17 protein-coding genes are annotated in these 16,312 nt (G+C 71.7%); 10 read left to right on the forward strand and 7 right to left on the reverse strand.

Features of this window, described 5'->3' with window-relative positions; all coding sequences use genetic code 11:
* Positions 1-39: 39 nt before the first annotated feature.
* Entirely contained in the window at positions 40-444 is a 405-nt protein-coding gene (locus tag IE278_RS05965) for a hypothetical protein (protein ID WP_189769497.1), read from the reverse strand.
* Between the two features lie 127 nt (positions 445-571).
* On the opposite strand from IE278_RS05965, the gene IE278_RS05970 reads away from it, so the two are divergent.
* The gene (locus IE278_RS05970; protein WP_246569996.1) at positions 572-1,228 is read left to right on the forward strand and encodes a uridine kinase; all 657 of its coding nucleotides are present in this window, start codon (positions 572-574) and stop codon (positions 1,226-1,228) included.
* 364 nt (positions 1,229-1,592) lie between these two features.
* Here the strand turns inward: IE278_RS05970 and IE278_RS05975 are convergent, their stop codons facing one another.
* On the reverse strand, positions 1,593-2,354 hold the full coding sequence (locus IE278_RS05975; RefSeq protein ID WP_189769500.1) for a SigE family RNA polymerase sigma factor: 762 nt from the start codon (positions 2,352-2,354) through the stop codon (positions 1,593-1,595).
* A 342-nt stretch (positions 2,355-2,696) separates the two neighbouring features.
* Between IE278_RS05975 and afsQ1 the strand changes: the two genes are divergently transcribed.
* The 5 genes from afsQ1 to IE278_RS06000 all read left to right on the forward strand — a co-directional run bounded on the left by afsQ1 (position 2,697) and on the right by IE278_RS06000 (position 6,746).
* Entirely contained in the window at positions 2,697-3,374 is a 678-nt protein-coding gene (gene afsQ1, locus IE278_RS05980; RefSeq protein WP_099505496.1) for a two-component system response regulator AfsQ1, read from the forward strand.
* The gene (locus IE278_RS05985; protein ID WP_281403127.1) at positions 3,371-4,966 is read left to right on the forward strand and encodes an ATP-binding protein; all 1,596 of its coding nucleotides are present in this window, start codon (positions 3,371-3,373) and stop codon (positions 4,964-4,966) included. The genes afsQ1 and IE278_RS05985 overlap by 4 nt, the downstream gene beginning before the upstream one ends.
* The gene (locus tag IE278_RS05990; protein ID WP_246569998.1) at positions 4,966-5,682 is read left to right on the forward strand and encodes a hypothetical protein; all 717 of its coding nucleotides are present in this window, start codon (positions 4,966-4,968) and stop codon (positions 5,680-5,682) included. Before IE278_RS05985 ends, IE278_RS05990 begins: the two co-directional genes overlap by 1 nt.
* 192 nt (positions 5,683-5,874) lie before the next feature.
* Complete coding sequence (locus tag IE278_RS05995; protein ID WP_189769501.1) at positions 5,875-6,441, forward strand: VanZ family protein; 567 nt, start codon at positions 5,875-5,877, stop codon at positions 6,439-6,441.
* Positions 6,442-6,542: 101 nt separating this feature from the next.
* Positions 6,543-6,746, forward strand: a complete 204-nt coding sequence (locus IE278_RS06000; RefSeq protein ID WP_189769503.1) for a PspC domain-containing protein — start codon at positions 6,543-6,545, stop codon at positions 6,744-6,746.
* Between the two features lie 154 nt (positions 6,747-6,900).
* Here IE278_RS06000 and IE278_RS06005 read toward each other — a convergent pair whose 3' ends face one another.
* Both IE278_RS06005 and IE278_RS06010 read right to left on the reverse strand, forming a co-directional pair.
* A complete protein-coding gene (locus IE278_RS06005; RefSeq protein WP_189769505.1) occupies positions 6,901-7,251 on the reverse strand; it encodes an ATP-binding protein in 351 nt (116 codons plus the stop codon).
* Positions 7,252-7,377: 126 nt separating this feature from the next.
* A complete protein-coding gene (locus tag IE278_RS06010) occupies positions 7,378-8,532 on the reverse strand; it encodes an adenosine deaminase (protein ID WP_189769507.1) in 1,155 nt (384 codons plus the stop codon).
* Positions 8,533-8,645: 113 nt separating this feature from the next.
* Between IE278_RS06010 and IE278_RS06015 the strand changes: the two genes are divergently transcribed.
* A complete protein-coding gene (locus IE278_RS06015) occupies positions 8,646-9,410 on the forward strand; it encodes a dienelactone hydrolase family protein (protein WP_189769509.1) in 765 nt (254 codons plus the stop codon).
* Between the two features lie 388 nt (positions 9,411-9,798).
* On the opposite strand, the gene IE278_RS06020 is transcribed toward IE278_RS06015, so the two are convergent.
* Complete coding sequence (locus IE278_RS06020) at positions 9,799-10,752, reverse strand: LysR family transcriptional regulator (RefSeq protein ID WP_194709344.1); 954 nt, start codon at positions 10,750-10,752, stop codon at positions 9,799-9,801.
* A gap of 62 nt (positions 10,753-10,814) precedes the next feature.
* On the opposite strand from IE278_RS06020, the gene IE278_RS06025 reads away from it, so the two are divergent.
* Both IE278_RS06025 and IE278_RS06030 read left to right on the forward strand, forming a co-directional pair.
* Positions 10,815-12,125, forward strand: coding sequence for an MFS transporter (locus IE278_RS06025; protein WP_189769513.1), 1,311 nt, complete (start codon positions 10,815-10,817; stop codon positions 12,123-12,125).
* Positions 12,126-12,313: 188 nt separating this feature from the next.
* Complete coding sequence (locus IE278_RS06030; RefSeq protein ID WP_189769515.1) at positions 12,314-13,336, forward strand: sigma-70 family RNA polymerase sigma factor; 1,023 nt, start codon at positions 12,314-12,316, stop codon at positions 13,334-13,336.
* Here the strand turns inward: IE278_RS06030 and IE278_RS06035 are convergent.
* Positions 13,220-13,606: an STAS domain-containing protein gene (locus tag IE278_RS06035; RefSeq protein ID WP_189769517.1), complete on the reverse strand. Its 387-nt coding sequence runs from the start codon at positions 13,604-13,606 to the stop codon at positions 13,220-13,222. The genes IE278_RS06030 and IE278_RS06035 overlap by 117 nt on opposite strands.
* A gap of 429 nt (positions 13,607-14,035) precedes the next feature.
* Between IE278_RS06035 and IE278_RS06040 the strand changes: the two genes are divergently transcribed.
* Entirely contained in the window at positions 14,036-14,956 is a 921-nt protein-coding gene (locus tag IE278_RS06040; RefSeq protein ID WP_189769519.1) for an AEC family transporter, read from the forward strand.
* Positions 14,957-15,022: 66 nt separating this feature from the next.
* Here IE278_RS06040 and IE278_RS06045 read toward each other — a convergent pair whose 3' ends face one another.
* Positions 15,023-16,300 (reverse strand): thymidine phosphorylase, encoded by a 1,278-nt coding sequence (locus IE278_RS06045; protein WP_189769858.1) that lies wholly within the window; start codon positions 16,298-16,300, stop codon positions 15,023-15,025.
* Positions 16,301-16,312: the final 12 nt, after the last annotated feature.

Genomic DNA, 16,312 nt, shown 5'->3' on the forward strand with positions numbered 1-16,312 from the left:
ATGCACGGTTCCCTCGCCCGCCCCGCGGGTTCGTACGGTTCAGGCGCCCAGCAGGGTCGTCACCTGGCCCAGTACCGGAACGCTGCCCAGCGACTGGGCCTGGGCGACCGGCGCCGTCAGCATGGTCGTCGCCATCGGCGGGAAGTCGGCCACCTGCGTGCCCAGCCCGTTGTCGAGCGGGTCGACGCCCGTGCCCGCCAGCGGGTTGGGCTTCAGTCCCGCGACCGGACCGGTCACGTACCCGACCGTCCCGGTCATGGCCTGGAGACCGGCCTGCGGGTCGATGTTGCCCAGCGAGGTCGGGCGGGTGCGGATCACGTCCACCACGGGGTCGGTGTCCGCGACGGCCGCGGTCGCACCGGCGCCGACCGCGATCCCCGCGGTGGTGAGGGCCAGCAACGCGCGCCGGGCGGTCGGGTTCTGAAGGGCCGAGTGTCGTGCCATCGCTGCTGCCACCTTCTGCTGCGCAAAGTAATCAGGTCGACACGTAGGGTAGTTGAGGGGTGACGTGCACTCCAAAGACGACCCGCGGACTCGGCCGGGAGCGGATGATGCCGCACACTGGTGTCTCGTGAGTTCCCATCTCCCGAATTCCCCGGCAACCGCCCGTGTCGTACTGCTGTGCGGCCCCTCCGGCTCCGGCAAGTCCCTTCTCGCGGCCCGCTCCGGCCTTCCGGTGCTGCGGCTCGACGACTTCTACAAAGAGGGCCACGACCCGACGCTGCCGCAGGTCGTGGGCAGTTCGGACATCGACTGGGACCACCCGCTGTCCTGGGACGCGGACGCGGCCGTCGCGGCGATCGCGGAGCTGTGCGGGACGGGGCGTACGAGCGTTCCCGTGTACGACATCTCGCTGAGCGCGCGTACGGGTGCCGAGACCGTCGACTTCGAGGGGACCCCGGTCTTCATCGCCGAGGGCATCTTCGCGGCGGAGATAGTGGAGCGGTGCCGGGAGGCGGGGCTGCTGGCCGACGCGCTCTGTCTGAGCCGGGGAGCCGTGACGACGTTCCGGCGGCGGTTCCTGCGGGATCTGCGCGAGGGGCGGAAGTCCGTGCCGTTCCTGCTCCGCAGGGGGTGGCGGTTGATGCGCGACGAGCGGTCGATCGTGTCGCGGCAGACCGCGCTCGGGGCGTACGCGTGTGATCGCGACGAGGCGCTCGGGCGGCTGGCCGCCGTTTCGCGCTCCGCGCCGGAGGTTGTGGATGACGTGCGGGTGAGCGGGGGCTGAGCTCGCGCAGTTCCCCGCGCCCCTAAAAGACTGCGCCGTTCCCCGCGCCCCTAAACAGCAAAAGATTGCGCCGTTCTCCGCGCCCCTGAAAGCACGGGCAAGAACAGCGGGACCGGTTGGGCCCCCCGGCCCCTCCGGTCCCGCTGCTCTTCGTGCTCCCCCGTGGTCCCCCCGGACCCCGTTGTCACTCCCCCGAAGCCGTCCGTCGCCTCCCCCGAAGTGACGGACCGCCCCTTGTTGCCGTCCGCCGTCTCCCCCCGGAGCGGCGGACCCCCCGTGCTGTTCGCCGCCTCCCCCGAAGTGACGAACTTTTCCGTGCTGTCCGACGCCTCCCCCCGGAGTGCCGGACATCCCCCCACACCCTTCAGGCGACGAGCTCCCCGAAGGACTCCTCCTCGTCACGGCCGAAGCTGAGGACGTCGTCCTCGCGCAGCCGGCGGAGCGACCGCCAGATGCTGGACTTCACCGTGCCGACACTGATGTCGAGGATCTCCGCGATCTCCGGGTCCGTGCGGCCCTCGTAGTAACGCAGGACCAACATGGTGCGCTGGAGTTCGGGGAGCCGGGCGAGCGCCTGCCACAGGACCGCGCGCAGCTCCGTGCCGCGCATCGCGTCCGTGTCGCCGGCCGTCTCCGGCAGCTCCTCGGTCGGGTATTCGTTCAGCTTGCGGCGGCGCCACGCGCTGATGTGCAGATTGGTCATCGTGCGGCGGAGGTAGCCCCCGACCGCGGCCTTGTCGCTGATGCGGTCCCATGCCCGGTACGTCGAGAAGAGGGCGCTCTGCAGCAGGTCCTCGGCCTCGAAACGGTCGCCGGTCAGGTGGTAGGCGGTCGCGTACAGGGAGGCGCGGCGCTCCTGGACGTAGGCGGTGAACTCCGCCTCCGACACCGAGTGCCGCTCCCCCGTGACCTCCCCGTACGCCGCCCCCGTTCCCCCGTGGGCAGCCCCCGTGCCGCTTCCCCCCGCATGTGCGTCAACCACCGTCATGTACGACCCGGTGTGCTGACGCCCGGTGCCGCGAGCGCACCCCCGCCCGCTCACGGCACCGGACTTCTCGGTGCTCCTCGTGACGTCGTGGAGCCGCGTGATTACTGCGCCAGTGCTGGTGCTGTGCAGCGTGTTCATCTCGCGCCCCCCGTCGTGGAGTTCCGGTTCTCCGGTACTTCGCCTACTTCGCCGCCGACTGTCCCGCCGGCTTCGCTGTGGTGCTTCCGTGCTTGTGACCAAAAGCTTGCCGGGGTCACTTCATGACGGTGTCCCCCGACTGTCACAGACCTGTCACAGGGGCCGGGACCTGTCCGGCACTTCCCGTCACCGTCGATTTCCACAGCCCGATCACAGAGAAGCGTCGTACGGCTACTCATCCGGCACACTCGGCACGCCTCGGCCACGCACTCGTGCGCGGGACATGTGTGGGAGCGCTCCAACAGTCGATACCCGCCCACGTCATGGGACAGAATGACGTCCGTGCCTTCCCTGTTGCTGATCGAGGACGACGACGCCATCCGGACGGCCCTGGAGCTCTCGCTGACGCGCCAGGGACACCGGGTGGCCACCGCTGCCACCGGCGAGGACGGACTGAAGCTGTTGCGCGAGCAACGGCCGGATCTGATCGTCCTCGACGTGATGCTGCCAGGCATCGACGGATTCGAGGTGTGCCGGCGCATCCGGCGGACGGACCAGTTGCCGATCATCCTGCTGACCGCGCGCAGCGATGACATCGACGTCGTGGTCGGTCTGGAGTCCGGTGCCGACGACTACGTGGTCAAACCCGTGCAGGGGCGGGTGCTCGACGCCCGGATCCGGGCCGTGCTGCGCCGCGGCGAGCGCGAGGCGAACGACTCGGCGACCTTCGGTTCGCTGGTGATCGACCGTGCCGCGATGACCGTGACGAAGAACGGCGAGGATCTGCAGCTGACGCCCACCGAGCTGCGGCTGCTGCTGGAGCTGAGCCGGCGGCCCGGCCAGGCCCTGTCCCGGCAGCAGTTGCTGCGGCTGGTGTGGGAGCACGACTACCTCGGCGACTCACGGCTCGTCGACGCGTGCGTGCAGCGGCTGCGCGCGAAGGTGGAGGACGTGCCGTCCTCGCCGACCCTGATCCGTACCGTGCGCGGCGTCGGCTACCGGCTGGACAATCCTCAGTGACCAAACCGCAGGACAAGCTCCGTGGCTGGGCGGCGGCCCGTCGGACGGTCATGGCGGGGCTGCGCTTCACCAGTCTTCGGCTGCGCCTGGTCGTGGTGTTCGGGCTCGTCGCGCTGACGGCCGCCGTGTCGGCGTCCGGGATCGCGTACTGGCTCAACCGCGAGGCCGTCCTCACCCGTACGCAGGACGCGGTGCTCGGTGACTTCCAGCAGGCGATGCAGACCCGCGCCAGCACGCTGCGGCAGCATCCGACGCAGGGCGAACTGCAGCGCGCCGCCGGGCAGATGGCCAACAGCAGCCAGCGTTTCAGCGTGCTGCTGATCGCCGAGGACGAGAACGGCGAGACCGTCCGCGGCAACTCCGACCTGGACACCTTCACGCTGGAGGACGTACCGCAGTCCCTCCAGAAGGCGGTGAACAAGGAACAGAAGATCTCCTCGCACAACAAGTACGCGTACCACCTGTACTGGCAGCGGACCGTGCAGGGCGACAAGCCGTATCTGGTGGGCGGTGCCAAGGTGATCGGCGGCGGGCCGACCGGGTACATGCTCAAGTCGCTGGAGCCGGAGGCCAAGGACCTCAACTCGCTCGCCTGGTCGCTGGGGATCGCGACCGGGCTCGCGCTGATCGGCTCGGCGCTGCTCGCGCAGGCCGCCGCGACTACCGTACTGAAGCCGGTGCACCGGCTGGGGACCGCCGCCCGGCGGCTCGGCGAGGGCAAGCTCGACACCCGGCTGCGGGTGTCCGGTACGGACGAACTCGCCGATCTGTCACGGACGTTCAACCGCACGGCGGAGTCGCTGGAGAAACGCGTCGCGGACATGAGCGCCCGGGACGAGGCGTCCCGGCGCTTCGTGGCGGACATGTCGCACGAGCTGCGCACCCCGCTGACCGCGATCACCGCGGTGACCGAGGTGCTGGAGGAGGAGCTCGACGCCGAGACCGGCAGCGTCGACCCGATGATCGAACCCGCGGTGCGGCTCGTCGTCAGCGAGACCCGGCGGCTGAACAACCTCGTGGAGAACCTGATGGAGGTCACCCGCTTCGACGCGGGCACCGCCCGGCTCGTCTCCGACACCGTCGACATCGCCGACCAGATCACCGCGTGCATCGACGCGCGCGCCTGGCTGGACGCGGTCGAACTGGACGCCCGGCGCGGCATCATGGCGCACGTCGACCCGCGCCGCCTGGACGTCATCCTCGCCAACCTCATCGGCAACGCCCTCAAGCACGGCGGTTCCCCGGTGCGGGTGTGCGTGCGCGAGGAGGGCGCCGACCTGGTCATCGAGGTGCAGGACCACGGCCCCGGCATCCCCGAGGACGTCCTGCCGCACGTCTTCGACCGCTTCTACAAGGCGAGCGCCTCCCGGCCGCGCTCCGAGGGCAGCGGCCTCGGCCTGTCCATCGCCCTGGAGAACGCGCACATCCACGGCGGCGAGATCACCGCCGCGAACTCGCCCAAGGGCGGCGCGGTCTTCACCCTGCGCCTGCCGCTGGACTCCTCCGAGCCGAAGGACCCCGAGGACCACGGGGACCCGGGCGCCGAGGACACCCACCGGGCCGACGCCGACCGCACCGAGGGGGGCGTGTGATGCCCGTACAGGACACCCGGGACACACCGGGTATACGTGCCTCGGGCGCGACCCGATCGACAGGCGCGGCCCTTGCGGCCCGTTCGACCGGGACGGCTCTTGCGGCCCGTGCGGCCCACGCGGTCCGGCTGGCGCTCGTTCTGCCGCTGCTGGCCGTGGTGCTCGCCGGGTGCGGGATCCGGGCGACAGAGGTGCCGACCGACTTCGGGCCCGCGCCCTCCCGGGTGCCGTGCGCGCTGACCGGCCCCGACATCGGTACGCAGTCCTCGCGCGGCATCCTCGTCCAGGTGTTCCTCGTCTGCTCCTCCCAGCTCGCGCCGGTCGACCGGACCGTACGCATCGAGGCGGGCCCCGCGGAGACGGACCGGGTACGCGCCGCGCAGGCCCTCCTCGACGAGCTCTCCGAGTCCCCGTCGGACGCGGAGAAGCAGGCGAACTACTCGACGACCGTGCCGAAGGGCCTGACGGTGGCCGGCCCGCGGCGCACCGACCCGGGGGACGCGCTCCGGCTGAGCACGGCGCCCGCGGAGCTGACCCCGTACGCGCTGGCACAGATCATCTGCACCTTCAGCGACTCCGAGGCCGCCTCCGACGACGGCACGGTGACCCTGGGCGGCCCCGGCACCGACGCCTCGCGGCGCTACGAGTGCACGGAGGCCGTGCGTACCCGGCCGGGCACGGAGACCCCGCCCTCGACGCGGACCGACGGGACCTGAGTCCCTTCCGCCTTGCGGGAGGGCGCCTTCCGGGCCGTCCTTGAGCCGCCCTTCCGTCCCGCGGACGGGCGCCTTCCGGGGCTGTCCTGAAGCCGTCGGCCGGAGCCGGGCTGTGGCGCACGCCTCACCCGTGCGGGCCAAGCGCCGCCGTCACACGGAACCGATCCTGCCGGTGGCCGCGTCTTGGGGGGCGTGCAGCGTCAAGGCTCGAACGGCGAAACCGCCGTGAACCGCGTCCGTGCGACGGGAGGTCTCCTCCTCGTCGCACATCTCGCGCTTGTCGCCTGGGTCACGCTGCGGCCGCTGGACGTGCCCTGGGTGAGCGCGGCGAACCTGCGTCCGTTCGCCAGCATCAGGGCCGATCTGGAGATGGGCCCCGAGGCGGCGGCCCGCGCCATCGGCAAGGGTCTGCTGCTGCTCGCCCCGCTCGGGGTGCTGCTGCCGCTCGCGGGCGGCCGGCTCGCCGTCTCCCCGCTGCTGTCCCTGATGCGGACGGTCGCCGCGGGCGCGCTGCTGTCGATGGGGATCGAGCTCCTGCAGACCGGGGTGCCCGGCCAGGTCGTCGACGTCGACTCGCTGCTGCTGAACACCGTCGGCGTGGCGCTGGCCCATCTCGCCGTCGTACCCGCCGCCCGGGCCGCGCTGCGCCGCAGGGCGCTGTTGCGGAGCCGGGCCGCCGCGCTGCGCCGCAGGGAAGCGGTGGAGGAGTCGACTCAGGGTCTGACCCCGACGATTCCCAGGGTCGGCATCGCTCCGTAGAGTGACGCCCGTGACTCTTCGTGTCCGTACCGTGGATGTCAGACGGGGCGACCGCACAGGAAGCCCCGGATCCGTCCGACGACGCTCACGAAGGAGTCGCCATGAACCGCCTTGCCCGCCCCACCGACAGCCGGATGATCGGCGGAGTGTGCGCAGTGCTGGCGCGGCGCTTCGGCACCTCCGCGACCACGATGCGCGTGATCTTCCTGCTGTCCTGTCTGCTGCCGGGCCCGCAGTTCCTGCTCTACATAGCGCTGTGGATCCTCTTCCCCTCCGAGGGCAAGGCGACCCGCACAGCCTGGTGACCCACACGGCCGGGTGACCCACACGGCCAGGTGACCCGCACGGCCTGGTGGCCCCGCACACGAGAACGCCGATGGGGCGCACCCGAGCGGGGGTGCGCCCCATCGGCGCGTACGGGGACGGGGTGGGCCCGGTTCGGCCCGAGCGGGATGCCGCTCAGCCCAGCGGGATGCCGTTGACCGGCGCGCCGTGCGTGGGCAGGCCCTGGATGGGCAGTCCGCCGAGCAGACCGGCGACGGGCGCGGCGGGACCCTCGGCGAGGAGGTTCGCGAGGGCCGGCTGGGCGGCGGTGACAGCACTGCCGAGCGCGTTCTGGCCCTGGAGGACCGCCTCGCCCGTGCCGGGCAGGGCCTTGGCGGCGCTGTCCACGGGCAGCGTGCTGGTGGCGTTGCCGAGCGCCGGGACCTCCGGGAGCGCGGGAGCGGCGTTGGCGGCGCCGGCTCCGGCGGCGGCGAAGGCGGCACCGAGAGCGGCGACACCGAGGGTCTTGGCAGCAGACTGCTTCATCTTCGTCCTTGCATGCTGTGACGGGGATTTTGAGCGGTCCGAAACGGTAATCACGTGCGAGCGCGCCCCGCAAACATCGAAAAGCGGCCGAGTCGTCCTCACCCGGCCGCTTCCCTTCCTTCTGCTTCAGCCCTCTTCGCGCACAGAACCGCTGGTGGAGGCGGTCTGCTGGAACAGCCATTCGGACTTCAGCTCGGCATAACCGGGCTTGATCACATCGTTGATCATGGCCAGTCGTTCATCGAAAGGAATGAATGCTGATTTCATCGCATTGACTGTGAACCACTGCATGTCGTCGAGCGAATAGCGGAAGGCGTCGACAAGGTGCTCGAATTCCCGGCTCATGCTGGTGCCGGACATCAGGCGGTTGTCGGTGTTCACGGTCGCCCGGAAGTGCAGCCGCCGCAGCAGCCCGATGGGGTGGTCGGCGTACGAGTCGGCGGCGCCCGTCTGCAGGTTGGAACTGGGGCACAGCTCCAGCGGCACCCGCTTGTCGCGTACGTACGAGGCGAGGCGGCCCAGTTCCACCGTGCCGTCGTCCTGCACCTGGATGTCGTCGATGATGCGCACGCCGTGGCCCAGCCGGTCGGCGCCGCACCACTGGAGCGCCTGCCAGATGGAGGGGAGCCCGAAGGCCTCGCCCGCGTGGATCGTGAAGTGGTTGTTCTCCCGCTTCAGATACTCGAAGGCGTCCAGGTGACGGGTGGGCGGGAAACCCGCCTCGGCGCCGGCGATGTCGAAGCCGACGACGCCCAGGTCGCGGTAGCGGTTGGCGAGTTCGGCGATCTCCAGGGCGCGGGCCGCGTGCCGCATGGCGGTGAGCAGGGCGCCGACCCGGATGCGGTGGCCGTTCTCGCGGGCCAGCCGCTCGCCCTGCCGGAAGCCCTCGTTGACGGCCTCGACGACCTCTTCGAGCGTGAGCCCTGCTTCGAGGTGCTGCTCGGGCGCGTACCGCACCTCGGCGTAGACGACGCCGTCCTCGGCGAGGTCCTCGGCGCACTCGGCGGCGACGCGCACCAGGGCCTCGCGGGTCTGCATGACGGCGCAGGTGTGCGCGAAGGTCTCCAGGTACCGCTCCAGCGAACCGGAGTCGGCGGCCTCGCGGAACCAGATGCCGAGTTTGTCGGCGTCCGTCTCCGGGAGGCCCGTATAGCCCGCGTCTCGGGCGAGGTCGACGATCGTGCCGGGGCGCAGGCCGCCGTCCAGGTGATCGTGCAGCAGGACCTTCGGCGCCCGGCGGATCTGCTCCGAGCTCGGGGTGTTCTTGGTCTGGCTCGTCATTTCCGCACTCTAACGCCTACGCGCGTAGATCTCTCCTCGCGCGGATCCGTCGATATGTAACGGTGACCGTGCGGACGGATGGCGTACACCATTACTTCTGACACTGTTTTGTCATGGCACAGCAAGCGACGCCGGTTCGCACGGCACGGCTGGGGCGGGCGCTCGGCACGGAGCCGACGGCGGTGAGCGGCGTGGTGCTGCTGCTGCCGGGCGGCGAGGAGACCTCTTCCCGCAGACCCTCACCGATGCTGGCGGCCGCGTCCGTAAGGGCGTTGGGCCGCCGGCTCACCCGCGCGGGACGCACGGAGGGGCTGGCGGTGCACGTGGTGCACTACCGGTTCCGCGGCTGGAACGGCAGCGAGGCGCATCTGGCGCGGGACGCCGAGTGGGCCGCCGACGAGGTCGTACGGCGGTACGGGGACGTGCCCGTCTGCCTGGCCGGGGTGGACATGGGCGGGCGGGCCGCCCTGCGCACCGGAGGCCACACCGCCGTCAACTCCGTGCTGGCGCTGTCCCCCTGGCTGCCCGAGGAGGATGTCGCGGCGCCGCCCGAACCGGTGAAGCAGCTCGCGGGGCGGCGGGTGCTGATCGTGCACGGCACCAACGACCAGCGGACCGACCCCGAGTTGTCGTTCCGGCTCGCGGCGCGGGCCAAGAAGGCGAACCGGGACATCTGCCGGTTCGAGGTGCACTCGGACCGGCACGCGCTGCACGCGTTCCGGGACGAAGTGCACGCGCTCGCGGAGGACTTCGTGATGGGCGCGCTGTTCGGCCGGGCGTTCTCCCGCCCCGTGGAGGACGCGCTCGCGGCTCCCCCACCACTGGGGCTGCGGATGCCGCTCGCATCCGGTTTCGGACGATCGCTTCACCATCGGTGAGGTTCCCGGGCCGGCGGTGCCTGCGGGTGCGGTTGCGGCTCGGCCGCCACCTCCCGCGCCGCCACCCCGGCCGCCACCTCCCGCGCCGCCACCCCGGCCGCCACCTCCCGCGCCGCCACCCCGGCCGCCGCCCAAGTCCCCGACGGTGGCGTGGCGGCTCGCGCAGTCGGTGGTGAGGGCGGTGATGCCGGTGCCCGGCATCACCGCGTAGTCGGAGTCGGCCGGGCCGAGGGTGGTCCAGTTGCCACCCGCCCGGGGAGGAGCCCCGTACGCGCGGTCGTCCGCGGGCGGCGACGGGGTGGGCAGCGTGCGGCCGAAGTCGTCGGCGAAGGGCTTCTTGTTCTCGGTGAACGTCAGCCGCGGTCCGGGCAGCGGACGACCCGGTCGGTCACTCCGGCAGGAGCGTTCCCCTTTTCGAGAGCAGGAACTTCTTGAAGGCCGCCACCGGTGGTGTGTCCGGGTGGCCGTCCAGCCAGGCCACACCGATCTCCCGGGCCGCCCTGGGGGCCGTGACCGTCAGTTCCACCACTCCTGGGCGGGGGACGGCCGGCGGGGGCAGGAGGGCCACTCCCAGGCCCGCCGCCACCAGGCCACGCAGGGTCTCGGCCTCCTCGCCCTCGAAGGCGATCCGGGGGCGGAAGCCCGCCTGCCGGCAGAGGTCGTCGGTGATGCGGCGCAGGCCGTAGCCCGGTTCCAGGGTCACGAAGGCCTCGTCGGCGGCCTCGGCGAGGCGGATACGGCGGCGGGAGGCCAGCCGGTGGTCGGCCGGGACCACCAGGCGCAGCTTCTGCTCGTCCAGGCGGCGGCCGACCAGGTCGGGGGCGTCCGGGACGGGCGAGGTGAGGCAGAGGTCGAGTTCGCCGGAGCGCAGGCGCTCGATCATCGCCTCGCCGTAGTTCTGGACGAGGCTGAAGCGGACGCGGGGGTGGTCGACGCGGAAGGCCCGGATCAGCGCCGGTACCGTCTCGGAGCCCATGGTGTGCAGGAAGCCGAAGGCGACCTTGCCGGTGGTGGGGTCGGCGTCGGCCCGTACCTCGTCGGCGGCCCGCTCGATCTCGGCGAGCGCCCGCTCCACGGAGCCGAGGAACGTACGGCCTGCGGGGGTGAGGGAGACCGTGCGGCCCCGGCGGGCGAACAGGTCCACTCCCAGGTCCTGTTCGAGGCGGACCATCGCCCGGGACAGCGTCGACTGCGGGACCTGCATCTCCTGCGCGGCCCGCGTCACATGCTCGGTGCGGGCGACCCCGGCGAAGTACGCAAGGCGCGGGGCGAGCACGGCGACGATGTCTTCTGTGTCACCGGACGGTGACAGGCGACCCTCTGACCTCTGCTGATGCATCACAGGAACGATTATGGCGATTCCATGCATTGGACGGATGACGGGGAGGACTTTAGGTTCGAAACATGCCTTCCGCCAGTACCGGGGCGTCCACCCGCGTGGTCGCCCCCTCCGCCGCCCGTTCCACCGAAGTGACCGCCGACGCCACCGAAACGGTCCCCGTCGACACCCGGCTGACCCCGGGCGGGCCCGGCTACCGCCGGATGAGCTTCGCCCTCTTCCTCGCCGGGGTCGCGACCTTCGCACTCCTCTACTCCACCCAGGCCCTCCTCCCCCTCATCTCCGGCGACTTCGGAGTGACGGCGAGCACCGCGAGCTGGACGGTGTCGGCGGCGACCGGCGCACTGGCCCTGTTCGTCCTGCCGCTGAGCGCGCTCTCCGAGCGGTTCGGGCGGCGTACGTTGATGACGGCGTCCCTCGCGGTCGCGGTGACCGTCGGGCTGCTCGTGCCGTTCGCCCCCTCGGTCGGCTGGCTGATCGCGCTGCGGGCCGTCCAGGGCGCGGCGCTGGCCGGGCTGCCCGCCTCGGCGACGGCGTACCTGGCGGAGGAAGTACGGCCGAAGGCGCTCATCACCGCCATCGGCCTGTTCGTGGCGGGCAACAGCGTCGGCGGGATGAGCGGCCGTGTCATCACCGGCTGGGTCGCGCAGGAGTGGGGCTGGCGGGTCGCCGTCGCGGTGATCGGCGTGATCGCGGTGGGCTGCGCCGTCGCCTTCCGGCTGCTGCTCCCGGCGCCCCGGCACTTCAAGGCCGGTTCGCTGCGCCCCGCGGCACTGGTCCGCACGGTCCGCGACCACCTCGCGAACCCGCTGCTGCGCAGGCTGTACGCGATCGGCGCGCTGTTCATGACGGTGTTCGGCGCCGTCTACACGGTGATCGGCTACCGCCTCGCCGACGCCCCGTTCTCCCTTCCGCAGGGCCTCATCGGCTCGATCTTCCTCGTCTACCTGGTCGGTACGGTCTCGGCGTCCACCGCCGGAAAGCTGGTGGACCGGCTCGGGCGGCGCGGCGCGCTGTATCTGGCGGGCGCCACGACGACCGCGGGCCTGCTGGTGTCGCTGGCCGACTCGATACCTCTCGTCCTGCTCGGGCTCGTGCTGATCACGGCCGGGTTCTTCGCCGGGCACGCGGTGGCGTCCTCCTCCGTCAGCCACACGGCGAAGGAGGGCCGCGCCCAGGCCTCGGCGCTGTACCAGTCCGCCTACTACCTGGGCTCCAGCGCGGGCGGCACGCTCGGCGCGGTCGCCTACCACTCCGGCGGCTGGGCGGGGACGGTCGCGCTCGGCCTGCTGGCGGTGGTCGGCGTCGTGGGGATCACGGTGCTCGGCTCGCACGCGGCCCGGACACAGCGGCGGCTGGTGGCCGTACGGCACTGACACACCCGGGCCTCCCTGGGGGCAACCGGCGTACAGGTGGGTGCAGGTCAGGACAGTATCTGTCCTGACCTGCACCTTTTCCGTCTCGGGGGGCCATTGTCAGTGGGCTGCGGTAGCTTCCGGAGTGCCGGTACCGCAATGGGGCGGTACTCGCACGGCGGACAAGGCCACACAGGGGTGGGTTGGCTATGAGCGACGGTACGGCGACGGTGGAAGACCTCGACGTCCGGCTGGAGAAGCACCGGGTCGAGCTGACGGGGTACTGCTACCGGATGCTCGGCTCGTCCTTCGAGGCCGAGGACGCGGTCCAGGACACGCTGGTGCGCGCCTGGCGCAGCTACGACAAGTTCGAGGGCCGATCCTCGATGCGTTCGTGGCTGTACCGGATCGCGACGAACGTCTGCCTGGACATGCTGACCGCCGGCAACAAACGGGCCCGGCCCATGGATCTGACGGACTCGACGCCCCTCGCGCAGGCCGCCCTGACGCCGCGCGCGGACCACACCTGGCTGGAGCCGATGCCGGACGCGCGCGTACTGCCGACGGTCGCCGACCCGGCCGAGGCCGCCGTGGCCAAGGAGTCGGTGCGCCTCGCCTTCATGGCCGCCCTGCAGCAGCTGCCGCCCAAGCAGCGGGCCGTGCTCATCCTGCGCGAGGTGCTGGCGTGGAAGGCGAGCGAGGTGGCCGAGCTGCTCGGCACCACGGTCGCCTCCGTGAACAGCGCGCTCCAGCGAGCCCGCGCGACGCTCTCGGAGAGCGGGAGCGACAGCGCGGCGGCCCGGGCCGTCACCTCGGACCCGCTCGACGAGGAGCAGCAGAAGCTCCTTGAGCGCTATGTGGCGGCCTTCGAGGGGTACGACATGGCGGCGCTGACGGCCCTCCTGCACGAGGACGCCGTGATGACGATGCCGCCGTTCGACCTGTGGCTGACCGGGCCCTCGGACATCACGGGCTTCATGACGACCCTCGGTGCGGCCTGCGCGGACTCCCGTCTGGTCCCGGTCGCGGTGAACGGCCTGCCGGGCTTCGCCCAGTACAAGCCGGAGCCCGAGACGGGCGGGTACACGGCGTGGGCCGTGCAGGTCCTGGAGATCTCAGAGGGGCGGATCACCGGGTTCCACTGCTTCCTCGACACGCAGCGGTGGTTCCCGCTGTTCGGGCTGCCTCTCCAGCTCGAAGGGCAGGGCGACGAGGGCGAGCAGCGCCCGTAGGGCGGGGTCCGGGGCGCGGAGTCTGATGCGGCCTCCGGCGCGGCGGGCCGCGAGCTGCATCCTCGCGAGCGCGTCGATGGTCGTCAGGCCCGGGGGGCCCAGGGCGGTGACGTCGCAGACGACGACGTGGGTGGTGGTGTGCTGCAGCCGTATGCGCACGGCTTCGCAGAGCCTCGGCACGTCGTCCTTGGTGACGGGGCCGGGCAGTACGAGTACGGGGGGTGTCGTGGCGTCCACGTGCGGTAGACCCGGCGGGGGCGCGGAACTCATCGCTGGGCTTTGGCTTGGGGCCACGCTCAGGGGGTGACCTGCGGTCGGCCGGGGTGTTGTCGGGTGCGGGTGAGTGGGTGCCGGGTGCGCAGTTCCCCGCGCCCCTGAAAAGCCCGGCACCGTTGTCGGGTGCCGGCCCGGTGGGGGTTGCCCGCGCAGTTCCCCGCGCCCCTCAAGAGCCCAGCGCCGTTGTCGGGTGCGGGTGCGTGGGGGTTGCCCGCGCAGTTCATAGCCCCCTCAGGGGCGCGGGGAACTGCGCGAACGGGGGCGAGGGGGCGGAGCCCCCATTCGGTGGCGGGGCGGGGCGGAGAAGGGAAGGGCCGTGGGGGTCTCGCTCGGCTCTAGGGTTGGGTGTATGACCCATGAATACTCGCCCGTCCCGCCTCGAATACCCGGCCTCCGCCGAACCCCGGGCTCACCGGAGGTCCCGTGCAGGGGGTGCTGAACGGGTTCGCGGTCATCGCCGTCGTCATCGGGGTCGGCTATGTGATCGGGCGCCGGGGGTATCTCGGGGACAACGGGCGGGAGGTGCTGACCAAGCTCGCGTTCCATGTCGCCACTCCCGCGCTGCTCTTCACCACCCTCGCGCGGGCCGACCTGTCGGTGATCCTGTCGAACCGGCTGCTGGTGACGGCGGTCAGTACCTTCGCGGTGGCGGGGATCTTCGTCGCGATCGGTGCGGTACGCCGGTGGGGCGTGGGCCGTACGACGATCGGCGCGCTCTGCTCCAGTTACGTCAACGCGGGCAATCTCGGTATCCCGATCGCCGTGTACGTCCTCGGGGACGCCTCACTCGTCGCGCCGGTCCTGTTGTTCCAGCAGATCGTGATGACGCCGGTCGCCCTGACGGTCCTGGACCTGTCGGGCGCGGGCGAGAAGCAGCCGCTGTGGCGGCGGGTGACGGCCCCCGTCCGCAACCCCGTCGGGATCGGCTCGCTCTCCGGGGTGGCCGTCTCGGCGACCGGGCTCACCGTCCCCGGGCCGGTCATGGATCCGCTGACCCTGATCGGGAACATGTCGGTCCCGGCCGTGCTGCTCGCCTTCGGCATCTCCCTGTGCGGCAGCACCATGCCGGGCCGCGGGCCCGACCGGGCGCCCGTGCTGCTGTCCGTCGCCCTCAAGTCCGTGGGGCAGCCACTGGCCGCATGGGCCCTGGCAGCGGGCGTCTTCGGCCTGCGGGGCGAACCCCTGCTCGACGTGGTCGTCACCTCGGCCCTGCCGGCCGCCCAGAACCTCTTCACCTACGCCTCCCGCTACCGCGTCGGCGAGATCCTGGCCCGCGAGTCGATCCTGCTGTCGACGATGCTGGCGGTCCCGGTCCTGGTGGTGATCGCGGCGTTGCTGGGGTGACGCGCCTGGCGGAGGGGACCGGCGGGCGTCCGCCGGTCCCGTTCACCCGTAGGACGAGGTCGCAGGTCAGGCGATGCGTTCCAGTACCACCGGTGCCGCCGTGAACGCCGTCCCGGTGGCGGCCACGTCGTACGAGCCCGCCACCGACTCCAGTGCGTACTCGAAGCGGTCGGGGGTGTCCGTGTGGAGGGTGAGGAGGGGCTGGCCCTCGGTCACCGTGTCGCCCGGCTTGGCGTGGAGTTCGATGCCCGCGGCGGCCTGCACCGGGTCCTCCTTGCGGGCGCGGCCCGCGCCCAGGCGCCAGGCGGCGACGCCGATGCCGTACGCGTCCAGGCGGGTCAGGACGCCGGAGGCCGAGGCCTTGACGACGTGCTGTTCGCGGGAGGTGGGGAGCGGGGCGTCCGGGTCGCCGCCCTGGGCCGCGATCATGCGGCGCCACGCGTCCATCGCCGAGCCGTCGGCCAGCGCCTTCGCCGGGTCGGCGTCCTTGATGCCCGCCGCGTCCAGCATCTCGCGGGCCAGCGCGAGGGTGAGTTCGACGACGTCGGAGGGGCCGCCGCCCGCCAGTACCTCGACGGACTCGCGCACCTCCAGGGCGTTGCCCGCGGTCAGGCCGAGCGGGGTGGACATGTCGGTGAGGAGGGCGACGGTCCGTACGCCGTGGTCCGTGCCGAGGCCGACCATCGTGGAGGCCAGTTCGCGGGCGTCCTCGATCGTCTTCATGAAGGCGCCGGAGCCGACCTTCACGTCCAGGACGAGCGAGCCCGTGCCCTCCGCGATCTTCTTCGACATGATCGAGGAGGCGATCAGCGGGATCGCCTCGACCGTGCCGGTCACGTCCCGCAGCGCGTAGAGCTTCTTGTCCGCGGGGGCCAGGCCGTCGCCCGCCGCGCAGATCACCGCGCCGACCGAGTCCAGGACGGAGAGCATCTCGTCGTTCGAGAGCGCGGCGCGCCAGCCGGGGATCGACTCCAGCTTGTCGAGGGTGCCGCCGGTGTGGCCGAGGCCCCGGCCGGACAGCTGCGGGACGGCCGCGCCGCAGGCCGCCACGAGCGGGGCCAGCGGGAGCGTGATCTTGTCGCCGACGCCGCCCGTCGAGTGCTTGTCGGCGGTCGGGCGGGACAGGGACGAGAAGTCCATGCGCTCGCCGGAGGCGATCATCGCCGCGGTCCAGGTGGAGATCTCCCGGCGGTTCATGCCGTTGAGCAGGATCGCCATGTTGAGGGCGGCCATCTGGTAGTCGGCCACGTCGCCGCGCGTGTACGCGTCGATGACCCAGTCGATCTGCCCGTCACTGAGCTCGCCGCGGTCCCGCTTGGTGCGGATCACGGAGATGGCGTCCATCGACAACGCGCT

Source organism: Streptomyces tauricus, from assembly GCF_014650955.1.
Classification (GTDB): Bacteria; Actinomycetota; Actinomycetes; order Streptomycetales; family Streptomycetaceae; genus Streptomyces; species Streptomyces tauricus.